19 protein-coding genes are annotated in these 20339 nt (G+C 56.3%); all 19 read left to right on the plus strand.

All coding sequences use genetic code 11. The features are described from left to right. Positions 1-62: 62 nt before the first annotated feature. The 19 genes from EBB79_RS05060 (at position 63) to nuoF (ending at position 20327) form a co-directional block, all read left to right on the plus strand. Positions 63-1019 (plus strand): substrate-binding domain-containing protein, encoded by a 957-nt coding sequence (locus EBB79_RS05060; RefSeq protein WP_127747885.1) that lies wholly within the window; start codon positions 63-65, stop codon positions 1017-1019. Positions 1020-1090: 71 nt separating this feature from the next. Continuing rightward, positions 1091-2149 carry a sugar phosphate isomerase/epimerase family protein gene (locus tag EBB79_RS05065; RefSeq protein WP_127747886.1) on the plus strand — a complete coding sequence of 353 codons (1059 nt, stop codon included), beginning with the start codon at positions 1091-1093 and terminating at the stop codon, positions 2147-2149. Between the two features lies 1 nt (position 2150). Next, positions 2151-3290 carry a Gfo/Idh/MocA family protein gene (locus EBB79_RS05070; RefSeq protein ID WP_202977639.1) on the plus strand — a complete coding sequence of 380 codons (1140 nt, stop codon included), beginning with the start codon at positions 2151-2153 and terminating at the stop codon, positions 3288-3290. A 339-nt stretch (positions 3291-3629) separates the two neighbouring features. Continuing rightward, the gene (locus EBB79_RS05075; protein WP_127747888.1) at positions 3630-6620 is read left to right on the plus strand and encodes a response regulator; all 2991 of its coding nucleotides are present in this window, start codon (positions 3630-3632) and stop codon (positions 6618-6620) included. 263 nt (positions 6621-6883) lie between these two features. Then, a complete protein-coding gene (gene nuoH, locus EBB79_RS05080) occupies positions 6884-7870 on the plus strand; it encodes an NADH-quinone oxidoreductase subunit NuoH (RefSeq protein WP_127747889.1) in 987 nt (328 codons plus the stop codon). A 32-nt stretch (positions 7871-7902) separates the two neighbouring features. Continuing rightward, the gene (locus EBB79_RS05085) at positions 7903-8460 is read left to right on the plus strand and encodes a NuoI/complex I 23 kDa subunit family protein (protein ID WP_202977640.1); all 558 of its coding nucleotides are present in this window, start codon (positions 7903-7905) and stop codon (positions 8458-8460) included. Positions 8461-8570: 110 nt separating this feature from the next. Then, positions 8571-9122 carry an NADH-quinone oxidoreductase subunit J gene (locus EBB79_RS05090; protein ID WP_127747891.1) on the plus strand — a complete coding sequence of 184 codons (552 nt, stop codon included), beginning with the start codon at positions 8571-8573 and terminating at the stop codon, positions 9120-9122. Then, positions 9119-9421, plus strand: a complete 303-nt coding sequence (nuoK, locus tag EBB79_RS05095) for an NADH-quinone oxidoreductase subunit NuoK (RefSeq protein ID WP_127747892.1) — start codon at positions 9119-9121, stop codon at positions 9419-9421. Before EBB79_RS05090 ends, nuoK begins: the two co-directional genes overlap by 4 nt. A 5-nt stretch (positions 9422-9426) precedes the next feature. Continuing rightward, the gene (locus EBB79_RS05100; protein WP_127747893.1) at positions 9427-10923 is read left to right on the plus strand and encodes a monovalent cation/H+ antiporter subunit D family protein; all 1497 of its coding nucleotides are present in this window, start codon (positions 9427-9429) and stop codon (positions 10921-10923) included. After that, positions 10920-11174 (plus strand): hypothetical protein, encoded by a 255-nt coding sequence (locus EBB79_RS05105; protein ID WP_127747894.1) that lies wholly within the window; start codon positions 10920-10922, stop codon positions 11172-11174. The genes EBB79_RS05100 and EBB79_RS05105 overlap by 4 nt, the downstream gene beginning before the upstream one ends. Next, positions 11167-12939, plus strand: coding sequence for a Na(+)/H(+) antiporter subunit D (locus EBB79_RS05110; protein ID WP_127747895.1), 1773 nt, complete (start codon positions 11167-11169; stop codon positions 12937-12939). The genes EBB79_RS05105 and EBB79_RS05110 overlap by 8 nt, the downstream gene beginning before the upstream one ends. Then, entirely contained in the window at positions 12936-14414 is a 1479-nt protein-coding gene (locus EBB79_RS05115; protein ID WP_202977641.1) for an NADH-quinone oxidoreductase subunit M, read from the plus strand. Before EBB79_RS05110 ends, EBB79_RS05115 begins: the two co-directional genes overlap by 4 nt. A gap of 10 nt (positions 14415-14424) precedes the next feature. Then, positions 14425-15876 (plus strand): NADH-quinone oxidoreductase subunit N, encoded by a 1452-nt coding sequence (locus EBB79_RS05120; protein ID WP_127747896.1) that lies wholly within the window; start codon positions 14425-14427, stop codon positions 15874-15876. A gap of 91 nt (positions 15877-15967) precedes the next feature. After that, on the plus strand, positions 15968-16330 hold the full coding sequence (locus EBB79_RS05125) for an NADH-quinone oxidoreductase subunit A (RefSeq protein WP_127747897.1): 363 nt from the start codon (positions 15968-15970) through the stop codon (positions 16328-16330). Next, positions 16318-16827, plus strand: a complete 510-nt coding sequence (locus EBB79_RS05130; RefSeq protein WP_127747898.1) for a NuoB/complex I 20 kDa subunit family protein — start codon at positions 16318-16320, stop codon at positions 16825-16827. Before EBB79_RS05125 ends, EBB79_RS05130 begins: the two co-directional genes overlap by 13 nt. Next, positions 16827-17348, plus strand: coding sequence for an NADH-quinone oxidoreductase subunit C (locus tag EBB79_RS05135; RefSeq protein ID WP_202977642.1), 522 nt, complete (start codon positions 16827-16829; stop codon positions 17346-17348). Before EBB79_RS05130 ends, EBB79_RS05135 begins: the two co-directional genes overlap by 1 nt. Then, on the plus strand, positions 17345-18562 hold the full coding sequence (gene nuoD, locus EBB79_RS05140; protein WP_127747899.1) for an NADH dehydrogenase (quinone) subunit D: 1218 nt from the start codon (positions 17345-17347) through the stop codon (positions 18560-18562). Before EBB79_RS05135 ends, nuoD begins: the two co-directional genes overlap by 4 nt. After that, complete coding sequence (locus tag EBB79_RS05145) at positions 18559-19071, plus strand: NADH-quinone oxidoreductase subunit NuoE family protein (RefSeq protein ID WP_202977643.1); 513 nt, start codon at positions 18559-18561, stop codon at positions 19069-19071. Before nuoD ends, EBB79_RS05145 begins: the two co-directional genes overlap by 4 nt. Beyond that, positions 19068-20327 carry an NADH-quinone oxidoreductase subunit NuoF gene (nuoF, locus tag EBB79_RS05150; RefSeq protein ID WP_127747900.1) on the plus strand — a complete coding sequence of 420 codons (1260 nt, stop codon included), beginning with the start codon at positions 19068-19070 and terminating at the stop codon, positions 20325-20327. The genes EBB79_RS05145 and nuoF overlap by 4 nt, the downstream gene beginning before the upstream one ends. Positions 20328-20339: the final 12 nt, after the last annotated feature.

Below are 20339 nucleotides of genomic sequence, written 5' to 3' on the forward strand. Positions count from 1 at the left end.
GAACGACCCGGGCGCCACCGGAGTGGAGAGGTGCGCCCAAATTCATCAGTGGAGGAACGACTATGAAGACTTTGAAAACCCTAAGCGCGCTGGCTTTGACCAGTGTCATGGCCCTGGCCGTCGGCGCTGCCAGCGCCGAGACAATTAAAATCGGTGTCAGCTATCCAACCCCAACCCATGCCTGGGCAGCTGGTATGAACTGGCACGCCGAGCAGGCCGAAAAACGGCTTGAGGCTCTGTATCCGGATGTGGACCTGATCCTGGTCAACTCATCCGATCCCAACGCCCAGGCCTCGGCGCTGGAAGATCTGGTTTCTGTTCAGGGCATCGACGCCTTGGTGGTGTTGCCATTTGAATCCGAGCCGCTGACCGATCCGGTTCTGAACGTCAAGAAATCCGGTGCGCTGATCACGGTTGTTGATCGCGGTCTTAGCCAACCGGGTATCGAAGATATCTATGTGGCGGGCAACAATCCGGAACTGGGCCGGGTGTCTGCGGTTTACATGAAGGGCCGTCTGGAATCCGGCGACAACATCGTTGTGCTGCGCGGCATCCCAACCCTGATCGACAACGAGCGTTTCGATGCCTTTATGGCCGAAATCGAAGGCTCGGGCATCAATGTTCTGGACCACAAGCACGCCAACTGGAACCGCGATGATGGCTTCGAGGTCATGCAGGACTTCCTAAGCCGGTTCCCTGATATTGATGCGGTTTGGGCGCAGGACGATGACATCGCCATTGGTGTAGTTGCCGCCCTGAAACAGGCTGGCCGTGACGGTGACGGCATGTTTGTTGTTGGCGGTGCCGGCATGAAGGAAACCATCAAGTCGATCATGGACGGCGACACGCTGATCCCGGTTGACGTTCTGTATCCGCCATCAATGATTGCGACAGCAATGGATGTAACGGTTGCTGCTTTCAAATCTAATGGTCCGGTGGCTGGCCGCTACATTCTGGGTGCGACTTTGATCACCCCGGAAAATGCGGCAAGCTTTTACTTCCCTGACTCTCCGTTCTAATCATTAGGTATTGAAGCGCAAAAGAAGGGGGCTGGGGAAATGGCCCCCTTCATTTCACGGGAGAAGTTATCATGAAGACGATCAAAGGACCGGCCCTGTTCCTGGCGCAGTTTGCTGACGATGAGGCCCCGTTCAATTCCTGGGCGGATATCACAAAATGGGCGTCCGATTGCGGCTATAAGGGCGTGCAGGTCCCCAGTTGGGATGCGCGGCTGATTGATTTGGCCAAGGCGGCCAGTTCGCGGTCATATTGTGACGAACTGGTTGGCGTTGCCGCCGAGAACGGTATCGAAATAACGGAACTCTCGTCGCATTTGCAGGGCCAATTGGTGGCAGTGCACCCGGCCTATGATCATGCCTTCGATGGCTTCGCAGCCGAACATGTGCGCGGCGATCCCAAGGCCCGTCAGGCCTGGGCAGTCGAACAGGTGAAACTGGCGATTACGGCCAGCTATAATCTGGGCATCACGGAACACGCGACATTTTCCGGCGCGCTGGCCTGGCCTTATATTTATCCATGGCCACAGCGCCCCGAAGGTCTGGTTGAAACTGCCTTTGATGAATTGGCGAAACGCTGGCGGCCTATCCTAAATCACGCGGATCAGATGGGTGTTGATGTCTGCTATGAAATCCACCCCGGCGAAGATCTGCATGACGGTGCGACATTCGAGATGTTCCTGGAACGGCTGGACAATCACCCGCGCTGCAACATGCTGTATGATCCGTCCCACTATGTGCTGCAGTGTCTGGATTATCTCGACAATATCGACATCTACAAGGACCGGATCAAAATGTTCCACGTCAAAGATGCCGAATTCAATCCAACCGGCCGCCAGGGTGTCTACTCGGGGTACCAACCTTGGGAAAAACGCGCCGGCCGCTTCCGTTCGCTGGGCGATGGTCAGGTGGATTTTGGGGCAATTTTCTCAAAGATGGCGGCCAATGACTTTGATGGCTGGGCCGTGGTGGAGTGGGAATGTGCCTTAAAGCATCCCGAAGATGGGGCCCGCGAAGGCGCGCAATTCGTCAAGGATCATATCATCCGGGTCACCGAACACGCCTTTGATGATTTCGCAGGCGGCGGCGCTGATGAGGTGGCAAACCGTAAAATGCTGGGATTGGGGGACTGATATGAGCGATACCAAACCTATTCGCCTTGGCATGGTCGGGGGCGGTAATGACGCCTTTATCGGTGCGGTCCACCGTATTGCCTCGCGGATCGATGGCGCCTTTCAACTGACGGCTGGGGCCTTGTCCTCGACACCAGAGAAATCGATGGCCTCGGGGGCTGTGCTGGGTCTTGACCCGGCGCGCACCTATACAGATTTTGAAGCGATGGCCCTTGCCGAGGCGCGCCTGAAAGATGGTATCGAGGCGGTGGCGATTGTGACGCCCAATCACATGCATTACCCAGTGGCGCGCGCGTTCTTGAAGTGTGGCATTCACGTTATTTGTGACAAACCACTGACCTCCACTCTTGAGGATGCCCAGAAGCTGGTCGCGGCGGCCGAAGACTCGGATGCGCTGTTCATCCTGACCCACAACTACACCGGCTACCCAATGGTGCGCCAGGCGCGTGAGATGATCGGCAATGGCGATCTGGGTGACATCCGAGTGGTGCAGGCTGAATACTCACAAGACTGGCTGACCGAGCCGCAGGATAACAAGCAGGCAGAATGGCGCACCGATCCGGCACGCTCTGGGGCAGGCGGATCCGTTGGCGACATCGGCACCCATGCTTTTAATTTGCTCAGCTTTGTCACCGGGTTGGAAACCGAAGCCCTGTCAGCAGATTTGCAGAGCTTTGTGCCCGGACGTCAGCTGGATGACAACGCCCATATCATGCTGCGGTTTGCCGGTGGGGCGCGTGGAATGCTGTGGTCCAGTCAGGTGGCGCCCGGCAATGAAAATGGCCTGCGCTTGCGGATCTACGGCTCCAAAGGTGGGATTGAGTGGGAGCAGGAAGAGCCGAACAAGCTATGGTTCACCCCATTTGGCGAGCCAAAGCGCCTGATTACCCGGGGTGGTGCTGGCGCAGGAGCAGCCGCAAACCGCATCAGCCGTACTCCCGGCGGTCACCCCGAAGGGTATCTTGAGGGCTTTGCCAATATATACGCCGAAGCGGCACTGGCAATTCGCGCCAGACAGACCAACACGCCATTGCCGCCCGAAGTGGTGTTCCCAAGTGTTCAGGATGGTTTGATCGGTGTGCAGTTTATTCAGGCCTGTGTAACGTCATCCAACAAAAATTCGGCTTGGACCTCCCTGTAGGAACCACAGCCTGTTGAAACGAAAAATCGGCAGCATGAGCATATCGCTTGTGCTGCCGATTTTGTTCTGTCTGCCAAATTGGGCGTCAACACCAGTTCATGGGCCTTGAATGGATGGCGAAGCGGGCACTGGAACGGGTGCGATCCCGGTTTAAGTCCAGAAGGCAAAGCATTTGCGTGATATTATGGTTAATATGTGAGCTTTATGCGGATGTATCCTATTCTTATTAACCTACGATAAGGTCAAAAAGAATAGGTCTCTATTAAGCCATGCTGAACTCTTGTGTATTATACGGAGTGGATGGTTTGGAACCGAAACTTAATTGGAGAAGGGTAGTGTATGGCCCTTAACTTTCGGCTTAGCACTTTGCTTGGCGTCATCCGAATGCGAACTTATCTGCCGACTGTGGTGACTTTTGCTGCTGTTCTGGTGGCCGTGGTCGTGGCCGAAAAGCAAAACACCATAATTCACAATCAGAGCCTTCGGGCACAGGTTCAGAACGAGGCAGGATTGATCGCATCCCGGTTAAAGGGGCGGATAAACGCTGACATTCAGTTGGTCCAGGGCTTGGTCGCTGTGATGTCAACCGAACCGGAAATGGACCAGGCCCGGTTTAGCCAATTGGCTGAGCAAGTGTTTGGCGATCATAAAGAGATTCGCCTTGTGGCAGCGGCCCCGGATCTGGTTGTTTCGCTGATCTACCCGATGAAAGGCAACGAGGCCGTACTTGGGTTAGATTACAACAAGAATGCGGCGCAGCGCGAGGCTGCATTTCGTGTGCGCGACAGCGGTGAAATGGTGCTTGCCGGACCAGTCAATCTAATCCAGGGCGGCCGTGGTTTTATCGGCCGCTTTCCACTCTTTGCCGGAACGGGTCCGGATCGGCGGTTCTTTGGCATCCTGTCGGCCGTCATCGACGTTGATGCGCTGTATGCGGACACCGGTTTGACGGCCCCAGAGACAGCTATTGAACTGGCTCTGGTTGGCCGTGACGGGATGGGGGCCGAGGGGGGGCAGTTTTATGGCGACTCCCATATTCTCGAAGACACCCCCGTTTTGGTTGATATCTCCTTTCCTGCTGGCAGTTGGCAGTTGGCCGCACGACCGTCCGAGGGGTGGTCTGTTCAACCCAAAAACCTGTGGTCGCTACGATTAACCTTGTTGGTCGCGGGTGCCCTAATCCTATTCCCCACATTCTTGGCTGAGCGACTGTCTGCAGCGCGTAGATCGGCAATTTCTAATTTGAAGCAGAGCGAGGCTGAACTGGCAGCGCAGACCCGGCGTCTGCAAATTGCGGTTCAAACATCTCAGGTCGGGATCTGGGAGTATGACGTGGAAAGTGGGGAAACGGTCTGGGATCAGCAGTTGCGCGACCTATATCGATTGCCAAACGATTTTGGCGCAATTGGTTCGACGACATGGCAGCAGCACCTGCATCCTGATGACCGTAAGGCCACTATCGAGAAATTTGACAAAGAAATTCAAGGCGGCGGTGACTTGGCCGCAGATTTTCGCATCGTGCTGCCGGACGGGACGATACACCACATTCGCTCAGCTGGCCGTCGATATACAGACGCCGGTGGTCAGCCAAAGATAATTGGGGTGAACTGGGATGTATCCCAAGACGTTCTGCTGCGAGATGAGTTGTTGCACGCCAACAAAGCCTTACAACATACCAATGGCCAGATGCACAAAGGCCAGTTGGCGCTGGAACAGGCACATGCTGAACTACAGGAACAGCAAGCCGAGCTGCACCGGCTTTCACTTGTGGCCAAACATGCATCCGACAGCATCATTCTGACGGATGCCGAGACGCGAATTCTCTGGGTCAACGATGCGTTTACTAAGATAACGGGTTTTTCCCCAGAAGAAGCGATTGGCTCTACCCCAGGTGATCTGCTCAATGGCATTAAATCGGATTCATCGGTTTTTGACAATATTTCTGACCGCTTAGTCCTTGGCGAACAGATCAGTACTGAGATCTTGAACTACACGAAATCCGGAGAAGAAATCTGGATGAACTCCAATCTCGTTCCGGTTCTAGATGATAACGGAAAGATCGAGCTGATTATCGGAATTGAGCGTGAAATTACTGACTTCAAAAACCGTCAGCGTGAACTGGCTGTAGCCAAACTGGCGGCTGAACAGGCTGATCGCGTCAAGTCAGAATTCCTGGCCAATATGAGCCATGAAATCAGAACCCCGATGAACGGGATAATCGGAATGGCAAGCCTGCTGGCTGAATCCGATTTGACAGAAGACGAAAAACTATATGTGGATACAATTCAGGAATCCGCTGGCGCGTTGTTGAAAATAATCAATGATATCCTGGATTTGTCACGATTGGAGGCTGAAAGGCTGGAAATCGTGGCTGCCGATTTTAATCTGCACCACTGTGTTAAGAGTGCCGTAAATCTGTTGAGACCCAAGGCGGATGAAAAGGGGATTGCCTTGACTGTCAACTATGCTGAAGGTTTGATCAAAGAGGTGCGAGGCGACGACGGCCGATTGCGGCAGATCCTGGTAAACCTCATCGGCAATGCGGTGAAGTTCACAGAAAAAGGTGGCGTGACGATTTTCATTGGTGCCCATAGCGCTGACCCATATCGTTTGTTGATCAGAATTGAGGATTCCGGAATTGGTATCTCTCCGGAACAATCACAGTATATTTTCGACCGGTTTTCGCAGGCGGATACTGCAATCACTCGAGCCTTTGGCGGGACTGGCCTGGGCCTGACCATTTCCAGCGTTTTGGCCAAACGAATGGGCGGCGGCATTTCAATGCATTCAGAACTGGGGATGGGGAGCTGCTTTGATCTTTGTGTTCAAATGTCGCCCGCGACGGCATCTGAAATTGACACTGATCCAAGCAACAAGACATCCTCTGTCATGCTTGCTGAAAGCCTTATTCTAATGGCCGATGACAACAAGGTGAATCGGTTGCTGGTCAATAAATACCTGATTGGGCAACCTATTGAATTGGTTGAGGTTGTGAATGGGCGCGAGGCGGTGAACCAGTGTAAGGCACGTACACCGGATATCGTGTTGATGGACATGTCGATGCCGGAACTGGATGGCATTGCTGCAACCCGAGAGATCCGCGAGCTGAATATTGTGCAGCCAACAATCGTGGCGTTGACAGCCAATGCCTTTGAAAGTGACCGGAAGGCCTGCATGGCCGCTGGAATGGACCAATTTCTGTCCAAACCCATCAGTAAGACCGATCTTCTTGACACACTTGCAACTCTTCTAGCCGCGCGGCAAAAAAACGTGAGCCTATCAACCGCTGATGTTGCCAAGGAACCTTTGGCCTCCGGAGCTGTCGAGTAAGCAATATTCAGCCCCCACTAATTCCTTTAACGGGTTTATATCGGCTGAGGTCGGCGCGGGCTCGCTGTGTTGGAAATCTGGGCGTTTTATTCGAGATCAATCGGGTTATGGCGCTGCCAGCAGCGTAAAATCGTGTGAGCAGGGGCAATTTCTTGCGGCAATCTCACCAAATTGCGCCATCTATCTATTCCAGACCTGCAGGTTCTATGTCCAGGCAAGTACCCGGACACTGCTTATGAGGGTCGACCCAGAGGTTCGGCGAAATGGAATATGTTCTGAGTTTTCTACCGATGATCGTCAAAATGGCCATAGTTATTGGCGTTTTGCTGCTGCTCCCTTTGCCTCTGACTTGGTTAGAGCGCAAGATTGCGGCCCATATCCAACAACGCCCCGGTCCAATGCGGGTGGGGTGGCATGGATTGTTGCAGCCCTTGGCCGATGCCATAAAATTGCTGACCAAAGAAGACCATATTCCAGCCGAGGCTGACCGAATGCTGTTTGCCATCGCCCCCGTCGTGGCGCTGGTGCCTCCATTTCTGGTCTTTGTGGCGATCCCATTCGGCGATCCCATTCAGGTCTTCGGGACCACCGTAACTCTGTCACTGGCGGATCTGAATGTCGGATTGTTGTTCATTCTTGCGGTCTCCGGAATTGGGGTGTTTGGCACCATCCTGGCGGGCTGGGCCTCGAACAGCAAGTATGCGGTACTGGGCAGTCTGCGCTCCATTGCACAGATGATTTCCTACGAAATTCCAATGGGGTTTTCGGTGATCGGGGTGGTCATGCTGGCCAATTCCATGCAGTTGACCCAGATCGTTGCGGCGCAACAGGGACTGTGGAACATCGTGGTGCAGCCGATTGGTTTCTTTGTGTTCTTTGTTGCCGGCCTGGCCGAGGCCCAGCGGATTCCCTTTGATCTGCCCGAGGCCGAAGGCGACTTGGGGGCTGGGTATCATACGGAATATAGCGGCATTCGGTTCTCGTTGTTCATGTTGGCGGAATACCTGGTTTTGGTTGCCTTGGCCTTTCTGAACGTGCTGCTTTTCTTTGGCGGATGGCTGGGCGGCCCGGCGTTTCTGCCGCCTGTCATCTGGCTGTTCCTCAAGGTCGGATTCTTCATTTGGGTGTTTATGTGGTTGCGTTTCACATTTCCGCGCTACCGTTATGACCAGTTGATGACCATTGGCTGGAAAGTTTTGCTACCACTTTCGCTTCTGAATATTTTGGTGAGCGGTTTTTTGATGTTGTAAAGGGCGGGTCAATTATTATGGCAAGAACGGGTGTGAAACGAACCGGGTGGATTGGGCGAATTTTCTTTGCTGATCTATTGGCCGGGCTACGTCTGACACTGGGCTATATGCTGTCCAAGACCGTGACACATCACTACCCGGATTTTGAGAAATGGGTTCCGTATCAGCGTCACCGGGGCCATCATTTTATGAATACCAACGAAAAGGGCGAGGTGAATTGCGTTGCCTGTGGTCTGTGTTCAACAATCTGCCCCTGCGACTGCATTACCGTCATTCCATTCGAAACTGACGATGGGGATCGTCGGCCCAAGGTGTTTGATATCGACTTGGCGCGCTGTCTGTATTGCGGGTTGTGCGAGGATGCCTGCCCGGCGGATGCGATTAAATTGGGTCAGGAATACGAAGTGTCGACCACCGACCGCTCCACGTTAAAGGTGCACCTTGACGACTTGATTGCGGCCCCCCGTAAATCCGAGACGGGCGGCGTCGTTAAGCCCGCCAAGTTGGACGTGGCGGGCAATCAGCACTCGATCCTTCAGCCGGGTACATCCAGCGGCCATGACTGGTGGTCACGTATCCGAAGGCAATAATAATCTGAAATTCTGCCAAAACCACATCCTGTGATCTGGAGGCAGTCACTGATGCAAGCGCAACCTGATCGCGTGACGTTTTGATCAGGCAACAAACACAAGGGACGGGAATGGAGCGCGAGTTTTTTCTGCTGTTGTCGGGTGTTGCAACCATATCAGGCCTGCTGGTGGTGGTGGCGCGCAATCCTATCCACAGTGCTCTGGCGTTGGTTGCCTGTCTGGTTCAGATCGCTGCCATATACATCCTGCTGGGCGCGCCATTTTTGGCTGTGATCCAGATTTTTGTCTATGTCGGCGCGGTGATGGTGCTGTTCTTGTTTGTCATCATGATGCTGGATGTCCGCAAAGAGGCGCAGACCAGATACCTGAGAGGTGCCGCTTGGCCCGGTGTCATTGTGTTGCTGCTTCTGGCGGCTGAACTGTTTGCCCTGTTGATACAAAGTACTCGGCTGCATGCGGTCATGGGACCGGGTCAACCGATCAGCCAGCAGCCCTCGGTCGAAGATCTCAGTCTCTTGTTGTTCCAGGATTTCTTGCTGCCGTTTGAGGTGGCCTCGGTGATCTTATTGGTGGCTTTGGTCGGCGCAGTGGTGTTGGCCCGTACGGATGACAAGGCGGCAGGAGTGAGCGCAGACAGGTCTCAACAGAGGGGCCGCCAATGATCCCGACGCTTTGGTATTTAATCTTGGCCGCGACTTTATTTGTGATCGGTGCAGCGGGCGTTCTTTTGCGGCGCAATGTGTTGATCGTTCTGATGTCGCTTGAGCTGATGTTGAACAGTGTGACCATCAATCTTTTGGCATTTGGCCATGCGCAGCAAGACTTGCGTGGTCAGATCATCGCCATTTTTGTCATTGCAATCACGGCCGCCGAAGTCGCGGTTGCACTGGGTATTCTGGTTGCGCTTTTGCGCAATAAACACACGTTGGAAGTGGATGAGCTGACGATACTGAAAGGCTAAATTGTTTGGAATTATTGCTAAATATCAGACCCTTACTTGCAGTTTTTGTCAGTCTGACAGCGGCTGTCCTGATCCTGTGCCTGCGCAAGCAGGCCAACCTTCGCGATACGGTGTCGGTTGGGGCGGCGGTGCTGAAATTCCTTATCGTGATCTCGTTGGCGCCATTGGTGATGGCAGGGGGCACCCATGATTTGACCCTGTTTGAGGTCCTGCCGGGGGTCGCCTTTGCCTTTCGGGTCGATGCGCTGGGCATGGTCTTTGCAACGGTTTCCAGCCTGTTGTGGATTCTGGCGGCGCTGTATTCGATTGGCTATATGCGCAGCCAGAACGAGCACGCACAGACACGGTTCTTCGCCGCCTTTGCGGTGTCTTTGTCAGCCGCCGTTGGCGGCGCCTTTGCGGCCAATTTGTTTACGCTGGTGATCTTTTACGAGATCCTCAGCCTGGTGACCTACCCGTTGGTTTATCACAAAGAGGACAGCGACAGCTGGGTCGGCAGTCGCCGGTATATGGTCTATCTGGTTGGCGCGTCGAAATCCCTGCTGCTGGCTGCACTGGCGCTGACGTACCACCTGACGGGGTCGCTGGATTTGATGCCGCAGGGGGTGTTTGGCGATGTCGATGCATCCGGAACACTGCTGAGCGTGGTCTATTTTTGCTATCTGTTTGGCTTTGCCAAGGCGGCGATCATGCCATTTCATGGCTGGCTACCCGCTGCGATGGTGGCGCCCACTCCGGTCAGTGCACTGCTCCACGCGGTGGCGGTGGTCAAAATGGGTGTGTTCTGCCTGTTGCGGGTGATCTTCCATGTCATGGGCGTGGACCTGATGGGCAGCCTTGGGTTGGGTATTGCCACCGCCTATCTGGTGTCTTTCACCATCGTGATGGCCTCGATTTATGCGCTGACCCGCGATGACCTAAAGGCGCGGTTGGCCTATTCAACGGTCAGCCAATTGTCCTACATCATTTTGGGCGCGGTCTTGCTGACACCGATGGCGGCTGTGGGCGGCGTGACCCATATCGCCGCCCATGCGTTCTCCAAGATCACTCTGTTTTTCTGCGCCGGATCGATCTACTGCGCCTCGCATCGGCGCAATATCAGTGATTTGGCCGGGATCGGTCGACACTTGCCCTGGACGATGGGCGCGTTTTTCATCGGCACGCTTGGGATGATTGGACTGCCGCCCACGGGTGGGTTCATCAGCAAATGGTATCTGGTTTTGGGCTCGGCTCAGGCAGGCGAGATGGTGTTTCTGGTGGTTCTGTTGGCCAGTGCTGTGCTGAATGCGGCGTATTTTTTACCCATAACCTACACAGCTTTCTTTGAGCGGTCCAAGCCGTCGCAAGATCAAACTCTCGTTGCGATGCAGGAGGTGCGCGAGATTCCGATGGTGGCAGTGCCGCTTATGATCTCGGCGTTGCTGTCGGTGGCTTTGGGACTGAACCCTGGATTTTTTGTTGAACTGGCGCAGCTTGTAATGCGCGGAGCGGGATTGGGATGATTGCGAGATTGGTGAATTTCTTTGGCGAAAAACGCCACGCGAAACTGCGCTGGCGGGTGTTGCAGATCGTGCTGGTGTTGATTGTTATCGCCGATGCACTGGTGGTGCATCCCCACACGCAATTCCCTTGGCAGGCAGTGCCCGGCTATTCGGCTGCTTTTGGTTTCATCAGCTGCGTCGCCATTATTTTCATCAGCAAATTCATCGGTCACAGCGGCGGCATCATGCGCGACGAGGATTACTATGATTGAAGGACTTCACCCAGCCTTGCTGATGCTGCTTGGAGCACTGGTCCTGCCCTTATTTCGCGGGATCTGGCAAAAAGTGTTGTCGGTGCTGGTGCCGGTCCTGGCTTTGATTGCAGTGGCACAGATCTCCCCGGGCAGCAGCGCTGAATTCCGCTTTGCCGGGGTTGATCTGGTGATGTTTCAGGCTGATCAGCTGTCGCTGGTGTTTGCCTGGGTGTTTGCGATCATGGCGGTTATTGGCAATATCTACGCCTGGCACATCAATGACACCGGTCAGCGGGTCTCGGCTTTCCTATATATCGGCAGCGCCTTTGGCGTGGTTTTTGCCGGCGATTGGTTCACCCTGCTGGTGGCCTGGGAGGTCATGGCCTTTGCTTCGGCCTATCTGATATTCGCCTCAGCCAGTAAAGCGGCCGTGGCGGCTGGGTTTCGCTATCTCATGGTGCATGTGGCCGGTGGCGTGTTGCTGTTTGGTGGCATCATCCTGCATGGGGTGCAGACGGGCTCGTATTTGACCGGACCGCTGGACCATGGGGCAGGCGGGCTGGCCTATAACCTGATCCTGATCTCCTTCATGCTGAACGCCGCCGTGCCGCCGCTCAGTGCCTGGCTGACCGATGCCTACCCTGAGGCAACGGTGACCGGCGCAGTGTTTCTCAGCGCCTTTACCACCAAAACCGCCGTCTATGTGCTGATCCGCAATTACCCCGGCGCCGAGGTGCTGGTGGGGTTTGGCGTGGCGATGGCCCTGTATGGCGTGGTGTTTGCGGTGCTGGAAAATGACTGCCGCAGGTTGCTGGGCTACCACATCATCAGTCAGGTCGGCTATATGGTGGCCGCCGTGGGTATGGGAACCGAGATGGCGCTGAACGGCGCCGCCTCGCATGCCTTTGCCCATATTCTGTACAAGGGGCTGCTGTTCATGGGGGCGGGGGCGGTGATCCTGATGACGGGGCGGCGCAAACTGACCGAGATGGGCGGCTTGTATCGCACCATGCCTATCACGGTTTTCCTGTATATGATCGGCGCGCTGGCGATATCGGCCTTTCCGCTGTTCAGCGGCTTTGTCAGCAAAAGCATGATCATTTCCGCCGCCAATGGCGACCATCGTGCAGCGGTGGCGCTGCTGCTGACCGTGGCCTCGTCCGGTACATTTCTGCACACCGGGTTAAAGCTGCCGTATTACATGTTCTTCGGCAAAGATTGTGGTCTGCGCCCGGCTGAACCGCCGGTGAACATGTTGCTGGCGATGGGGCTGGCGGCGCTGTTTTGCATCGGCATCGGTGTCTTCCCACAGCTGTTATACGCGCAACTGCCCTATCCGGTGGACTATCACCCCTATAGCGGTTCCCATGTCACCGAGAGCCTGGGTCTGTTGATGTTCACGCTGCTGGCTTTTGTTTTGTTCCTGAAATATTTGGATCCGGAAAAGACCATCAGCCTGGACACCGATTGGTTTTATCGTCGCGGTGCCAGCCTGTTCATGTGGATCGCCCGCCGCCCGGTTCTGATCTGGGAGCAATGGCTGATTACGCTGGGTGACGGCGCCGGGTTGCGGCTGATGCATCGCCTGTCGCGGGTCAGTCTGCGCCTTGATACGCAGGTGATAGATGCTGCGGTGAACGGCGTGGCACTGACCGCGCTGCGCCTTGGCATGCTGTTGCGGCATCTGCAGTCCGGCATCGTGTCGCATTACGCGCTGGCGATGATTGTCGGGCTGATCCTGCTCTTTGGCTGGCCGCTTTATGTCGCGATGGGTGCGCCATGATGGGGTTTCCGGTTCTAAGCCTGCTGATCCTGTTGCCCGCTGCGGCGGCCTTGGTGGTGCCATTCTTGCGCAGCACGCAAGCCGCCCGTTGGGTCGCCTTAATCGTCTTGCTTGCGGATTTTCTGTTGGCAGTCTGGGTCTTGATCTCATTTGACGCCAGCACGGCGGCGATGCAGTTTGGAGAACATTATGCCTGGGTGCCCTCGCTGGGGATCAGCTACCGGCTGGGTGTTGACGGGATCAGTGTCTGGTTTGTGTTGCTGACAACACTGCTGGGCTGGATCTGCGTGCTGGCCTCCTGGACCTCTATCACCACCCGCGTGGCCGAATTCATGACCTGCCTGCTGGCGATGCAAAGCCTGATGGTCGGAGTGTTCTGCGCGCTGGACATGATCCTGTTTTACATCCTGTGGGAGGCGATGCTGGTGCCGATGTATCTGATGATCGGCATCTGGGGCGGGGCCAACCGGGTCTATGCGGCGTTCAAATTCTTTCTCTATACGCTGGCCGGCAGCCTGCTGTTTCTGATCGGCATCCTGCTGCTCTATTTCAACGCGGGCCAGACCTTTGACATGCTCGCCCTGATGGAGGCCCGCTATCCGGTCAATTTGCAGATCTGGGTCTTTCTGGCCTTTCTGGTGGCCTTTGCCGTCAAGGTGCCGATGGTGCCGCTGCACACCTGGTTGCCGGATGCCCATGTGCAGGCGCCCACAGCGGGCAGTATCATTCTGGCCGGTGTGCTGTTGAAAATGGGCGCCTATGGCTTCCTGCGGTTCTCGTTGCCGATGCTGCCCGATGCCGCGCATTACTTCGCGCCTTTAATGATTGCGCTGTCGGCTGTGGCGATTGTCTATGGCGGCTTTCTGGCGCTGGTGCAGCGCGACATCAAGAAGCTGATTGCCTATTCCAGCGTCAGTCACATGGGGTTTATCACCCTTGGCCTGTTCACATTCGACACCATGGGCCTGTCTGGCGCGGTGATCCAGATGTTCAACCACGGCATCACCACCGGCGCGCTGTTCCTGTGTGTCGGGTTGATATACGAGCGCACCCACTCACGCGAAATTGCCAGTTACGGCGGGCTGATCAAGGCGGTGCCGCTGTTTGGCATCCTGTTCGCGGGGTTCCTGCTGGCCTCGATGGCGGTGCCGGGCCTGAATGGGTTCATCGGCGAGCTGCTGGTGCTGGCGGCCGCCTTTGGGGTCAGCAGCTGGGCCGGGGCCGCCGGGGTCTTGGGCGCGCTGACCGGTGCTGCCTATCTGCTGGGGGTCTATCGTCAGATGTTGCTGGGACCGACTGCGGCGCCGGGGGATGCAATCCTGTGGGACCTGAACCAACGCGAGCTGATCTGTGCGCTGCCACTGCTGATGTTTGTGGTCTGGTTCGGGCTGTATCCCAAACCGTTTCTCAACATTCTGCAGCCCTCGCTGGACCATCTGATGATTCAGACGACCCTATCAGTGGTGACACCATGAGGAGGGCAGCATGGATCTAACACGGATCATGGTTTCGGTGCTGCTGTCTGGCCCTGAAATTATCGTTATTCTCGGCGCCTGTGTTGTATTGATGTTGTCGCTGGTGCCGCGACCGGGGCAGGGCGGGCTGCTTGCCGGGCTTAGTCTGGTGATGATCGCATTGGCCGCCGGGATGAGTGCTACATTGGGCCACACCCCACAATCGGGCTATCAGGGAATGTTCGTGGTCGACGGTATCGCGACCTATTTCAAGCTGCTGCTTTATTTGGGCACAGCGCTGACCGTGCTGATCTCGGGTGGGTATCTGGGGGCCGAAAACACTGACAAGGGCGAATACTACGCGCTGTTGTTGTTTGCCCTGTGCGGGGCGATGATCATGGTGTCCGGCACCGATTTGCTGATCATCTACATCGGGCTCGAGCTGCAGGCGCTGGCGATCTATGTGCTAGTGGGATTCCTGACCACAAATGCCCGCTCGAATGAGGCGGCGTTGAAATATGTCATTCTGGGTGCGTTCTCTTCGGGGCTGCTGCTGTTTGGCCTGTCAATGTTCTACGGGCTGACCGGCACCACGCAGCTCAGTGCAATGGCCCTGGCGCTGGGTACGGCAGATGCAGGTGACCCACTTCTGGTGCTGGCAACTCTGTTCTTGCTGGTGGGCCTGTTGTTCAAGGTCGGCGCGGTGCCGTTTCACATGTGGCTGCCTGACATCTACGAGGGCGCTCCTTCGCCGGTGACCGGTCTTATGTCCACTGTCGGCAAGGTCGCCGCCTTTGCTGTTGTCCTGCGTTTGCTGTTGCATGACCTCTCGGCGCTGACCCCGATCTGGCACGACATTGTGGTGATTGCGGCAGTGCTGACCATGGCGGTGGGCAGTTTGGCAGCGCTGGTGCAGACCAACATCAAACGGATGCTGGCCTATTCCTCGATTGCGCATGGTGGCTTTCTGCTGCTGGGCCTACTGGCGGGCGGCAGCGACGGGCAGGCCAGCGTCATGTTCTATCTGTTGGTGTTTACCTTCATGAACCTGGGTCTGTTTGCGGTGATTGTCTTGCTGAACCAGGGGGCAGATCGCGGCGAGCCGATCTGGGACTTTAGCGGGCTTGCCAAAACCCATCCCGGACTGGCGCTGATCACTCTGATCTTTCTGCTGTCGCTGGCCGGTATCCCTCCGACGGGTGGGTTTTTTGCGAAATTTTATGTGCTGGTTGCCTTGGTCGAGACGGGCCAGGTCGCGCTGGCGGTGATTGCGGTTTTGTTCAGCGCCGTCTCGGCCTGGTTCTACCTGCGTATCATCATGTTGATGTATATGGACGAAACGGCTCATCCAGCACAGGTTCTGGTCGCTCCCGCTATGCGTGTGGTTCTTGCTGTGACACTGATCGGCACAGTCCTGACCGGAGGGCTGCCTGCTATGTTCCTGGATGCTGCACAGGCGGCGGCAAGGGCAGGCTTGGGTTGAAATTGTCCAGTTCGATTTACGTTATTCACAAGGTCCTGGCGTCACGGTTTTGACCCGACATGCAATAGGACCACAGCAATAAGGATACGACATGCCTATTGACTACCTACCGGTGTTTTTGATGGTTGCGGCGATTGTCGCCTTGTCGGCCTTCATCCTGACCCTGTCCCGATTGATCCGCCCAAATAATCCATATCCCGAAAAGAACCGCCCCTATGAGTGCGGCGTCGACCACGTGGGCGAGGCCTCGGCTGGGTTATTCAAGGTGCAGTATTTTGTGATCGCCATCCTGTTTGTGGTCTTCGATGTGGAAACCATGTTCTTGTTTCCCTGGGCTGTTGTGCTGCGCGACATGGGGATGTTTGGTTATATCGAGATGTTCGTCTTCATCGTGCTGTTGCTGGTGGGGTTTGCCTATGCCTGGATCAAGGGGGCATTGGAATGGGAATCCTAAGCAATCAATTTCAAGACAACGTCTTTTTCGCCTCTTCAGATGCCATCATAAACTGGAGCCGCAAGTCGTCGTTATGGCCGCAGACCTTCGGCATTGCCTGCTGTGCGATCGAAATGATTTCGGCCGGTTGTGCGCGCTATGATCTGGACCGGTTCGGCGTGGTGTTTCGCCCGTCGCCCCGGCAGTCGGATGTGATGATCGTGGCAGGCACCGTGACCCGAAAAATGGCGCCGATTGTGCGGCGTCTGTATGATCAGATGGCCGAGCCCCGCTATGTGATCGCTATGGGTACCTGCGCCATTTCCGGTGGGGTCTATAACACTTACGCGGTGGTACAGGGGGTGGATCATGTGGTGCCCGTCGACATCCATGTCGCCGGCTGTCCACCGCGCCCCGAGGCCCTGTTGCATGGATTTGTACAGCTTCAGGAAAAGATCTCCGGCACCAAGGTTTTGCGGGCAGAGACCCCGATTGATGCTGCGATGGAACCCTCCTGATGGTTGCGAGTGACAGGCCTCTGACGGCGCCCCTGACCACGGCGGTGCAGCGCTATGGTCAAAGGGTCAGCATTGACCACAGCGCGTCGGATATGACCTGTTTGGTGGTGGCCCCTGAAGATTTGGTTGCTCTGTGCACCCATTTACGCGATGACCCGGCGCTGCGGTTTGATTTTTTGTCGGATATCTGCGGTGTAGACATCTTCCCGCAAACGCCACGGTTCATGCTGGTCTATCACCTGTTCTCGGTGCCGCATAAATGGCGTCTTCGTCTGAAATGCCGCCTTGGTGACCCGCCAAATGCGCCGACGGTGATCCCGGTGTGGCCCACCGCCAACTGGCACGAGCGCGAGGCCTATGACATGTATGGCATCACCTTTGACGGTCACCCGGATCTGCGGCGGATTTACATGTGGGATGGCTTTGACGGCTACCCGATGCGCCGGGATTTCCCTCTGCGCGGATATAAGGATGACTACAACCCCTTGGGTGTTACGCGACCGTCAGAGGCAGGCGAATGACTGAGGCAACTGTCATCAGCGAGGTCAGTACCGACACCGGCCTGTCGCGCGAAGTGTTGTTGAACCTTGGACCTCAGCACCCCAGCACCCACGGCGTGTTGCGGCTGCTGCTGCAGATGGACGGCGAGATCGTCGAGCGGATTGAACCGCACATCGGCTTGCTGCACCGGGGCACCGAAAAGCTGTTTGAAAGCTTTACCTATACCCAGATTTTCCCCCTGACGGACCGGCTCGACTATCTGTGTCCACCGGCCAACAACCTGGGCTACGCGCTGGCGGTTGAGGGGCTGCTGGGCATCAAGGCACCGGAACGGGCGCAGTATATCCGGGTGATGATGGCCGAACTGTCGCGTATCTCTGGGCATCTGCTGATCACCGGCGCGCTGCCAATGGATGTGGGGGCGATGACATCGCTGCTCTATACCATGCGCGACCGTGAAATGGTCATGGACCTGATGGAGATGATCACCGGGGTGCGTATGCATACCTCGTTTTGCCGCGTCGGTGGGGTGCGCGAAGACCTGCCCGAAGGCGCCGAGGCCCGCATACTTGAGTTCTGCGATATCTTCACGGCGCGAATTTCTGACTATGAGACCCTGTTGGAAAACAACCGGATCTTTCTGGCGCGGGTCGAAAACATCGGCAATATCACCGGCGAAGATGCCATAGCACTAGGCCTTAGCGGCCCTAACTTGCGCGCCTCGGGGGTGGATTGGGATATCCGTCGCGATGAGCCTTATGAAATTTACGGGCAGGTCGAATTTGACGTCATCACCCGCAAGGACGGCGATTGTTATGACCGCTGGAAATGTCGGGTGGACGAAATGCGCGAAAGCCTGAAGATCATCCGGCAATGCATCGGTCAGATGCCCAAAGGCGACATCCTGATCGACGATCCCAAAATTGCCTTCCCTGTCGATAAAGACCTGCTCGCCCATTCTATGGAGACCCACATTCACCATTTCAAACTGTCTGCCGATGGCATCCAGGTCCCCGCGGGTGAGTTCTATGCCGCGACCGAGGCCCCAAAGGGGGAGCTGGGGTATTATCTGATCTCGGACGGCGGTGAAAAACCGTTTCGCTTAAAAGTGCGCGCGCCGTCCTTTGTGAACCTTCAGGCGCTGTGCGAACGGACCACCAACATCAAGTATTTGGCAGATGTGATTGCCATGCTCGGCAGTCTGGACCCGGTGATGGGAGAGGTGGACAAATGAGCAATGCCCGCAGTCTGGCCGACATCAAAATCGACCTCGCTCCTGAGGTGCAGACAATCATGGCCCGCTATCCCACCAGCCGCAGCGCCATAATGCCAGTGCTGGAGCTGGCCCAGCAGAAATATGGCGTTGTCGATGGTGACGTCTATCAAACCGTGGCCGAGTTGCTGGATGTCCCTGAAATCTGGGTGTTTGAGGTGGCCAGCTTTTATACTCTGTTTGATCGCACTGTGACCGGTCGTCACCATATCCGGCTTTGCACAAACCTGTCGTGCCAGTTGCGCGGGTCGGATGCCTTGTTGATCCACCTGCAACGCCGACTGGACGTTGAATCGGGGGGGACAACCCGGGATGGCATCTTTACCCTGTCTGCGGTGGAATGCCTTGGCGCCTGCGAGGTGGCCCCGGTTTTGATGGTCGACAGGCAGTACATTGGGGATCTGACCGTAGAAAAACTGGATGCGCTGCTGGCATCGCTTGCGGATCAGCCGGCCGAGGAGATGTCATGAGCGAGCTGGTTCTGCTGAAAAACATCCATGATCCAAACGCGCACCAGATCGCGACCTATGAGGGTTCGGGCGGTTATCAGGGGCTGCGCCTTGCCCTGCGAGACTTTTCCCCAGACGAGGTGATCGACGAGGTGAAATCGGCAAATCTGCGTGGTCGCGGTGGGGCTGGATTTCCAACCGGGCTCAAATGGGGCTTTGTGCCCAAGGACAGCCCGTTGCCACGCTATCTGTGCTGTAACGCGGACGAGGGTGAGCCGGGCACTTTCAAGGACCGCATCCTGATGGAGCGTGACCCGCACCAGCTGATCGAAGGCATGGTGATCGCCGCATATGCCATCGGTTGCCGGACGGCTTATCTGTATATTCGCGGTGAATACCAACTGTCGATCGACCACTGTCAGCAAGCCATTGATGAGGCCCATGCGCGCGGCTATCTGGGGCCAGATATTCTGGGCAGTGGCCATGGGCTGGACATTCACATCCACAAAGGGGCCGGGGCCTATATCTGCGGCGAAGAAACCGCGCTGCTGGAATCCATCGAGGGGCGGCGCGGGCAGCCCAAGCTGAAGCCACCGTTCCCGGCGGTGGCGGGTCTCTATGAATGCCCAACTGTGGTCAATAACGTCGAAACGCTGGCCTGCCTGCCGCATCTGTTTCGTCGTGGCAGTGAATGGTTCGCCGCAATCGGCCCAGACCATTCACCGGGGCCGAAACTGTTTGGGCTTAGTGGGCAAGTCAAACGACCCGGCGTCTATGAAATGCCTATGGGCCTGTCTCTGGGCGAGCTGCTGGAAGAACACGGCGGCGGCGCGCTGAACGGCCAGTTCAAGGCCGCGATCCCCGGCGGGGTCTCGGCGCCGATGTTTCCCCGCAGCGAATTTGACGTAAAAATGGACTTTGGCTCGCTGGCGGCGGCGGGCAGCATGTTGGGTTCGGCAGGAGTGATCGGTCTGGACGAAACCGCCTCGATCCCAGTGGTGGCACGGCGCATCACCGAGTTTTTCAGCCACGAAAGCTGTGGCAAATGCACCCCTTGCCGCGAAGGGCTGACCTGGGCTGCGAAGATCCTGCGCCGGATCGAAGCCGGACAGGGGCAGCCGGGCGATGTGGAACAGCTGGAAATGCTGTGCGGCGGGATTTTCGGCAATTCGTTTTGCGCGCTGGGCGACGGGGCAGCCTGGGCGCTGGGCGCTACAGTAAAACATTTCCGGCCTGAATTCGACGCCTTGATTCCAGCACAGGCCCAAGCAGGCTGAAAGGAGCCCCGA

The organism is Parasedimentitalea marina, assembly GCF_004006175.1.
Classification (GTDB): Bacteria; Pseudomonadota; Alphaproteobacteria; order Rhodobacterales; family Rhodobacteraceae; genus Parasedimentitalea; species Parasedimentitalea marina.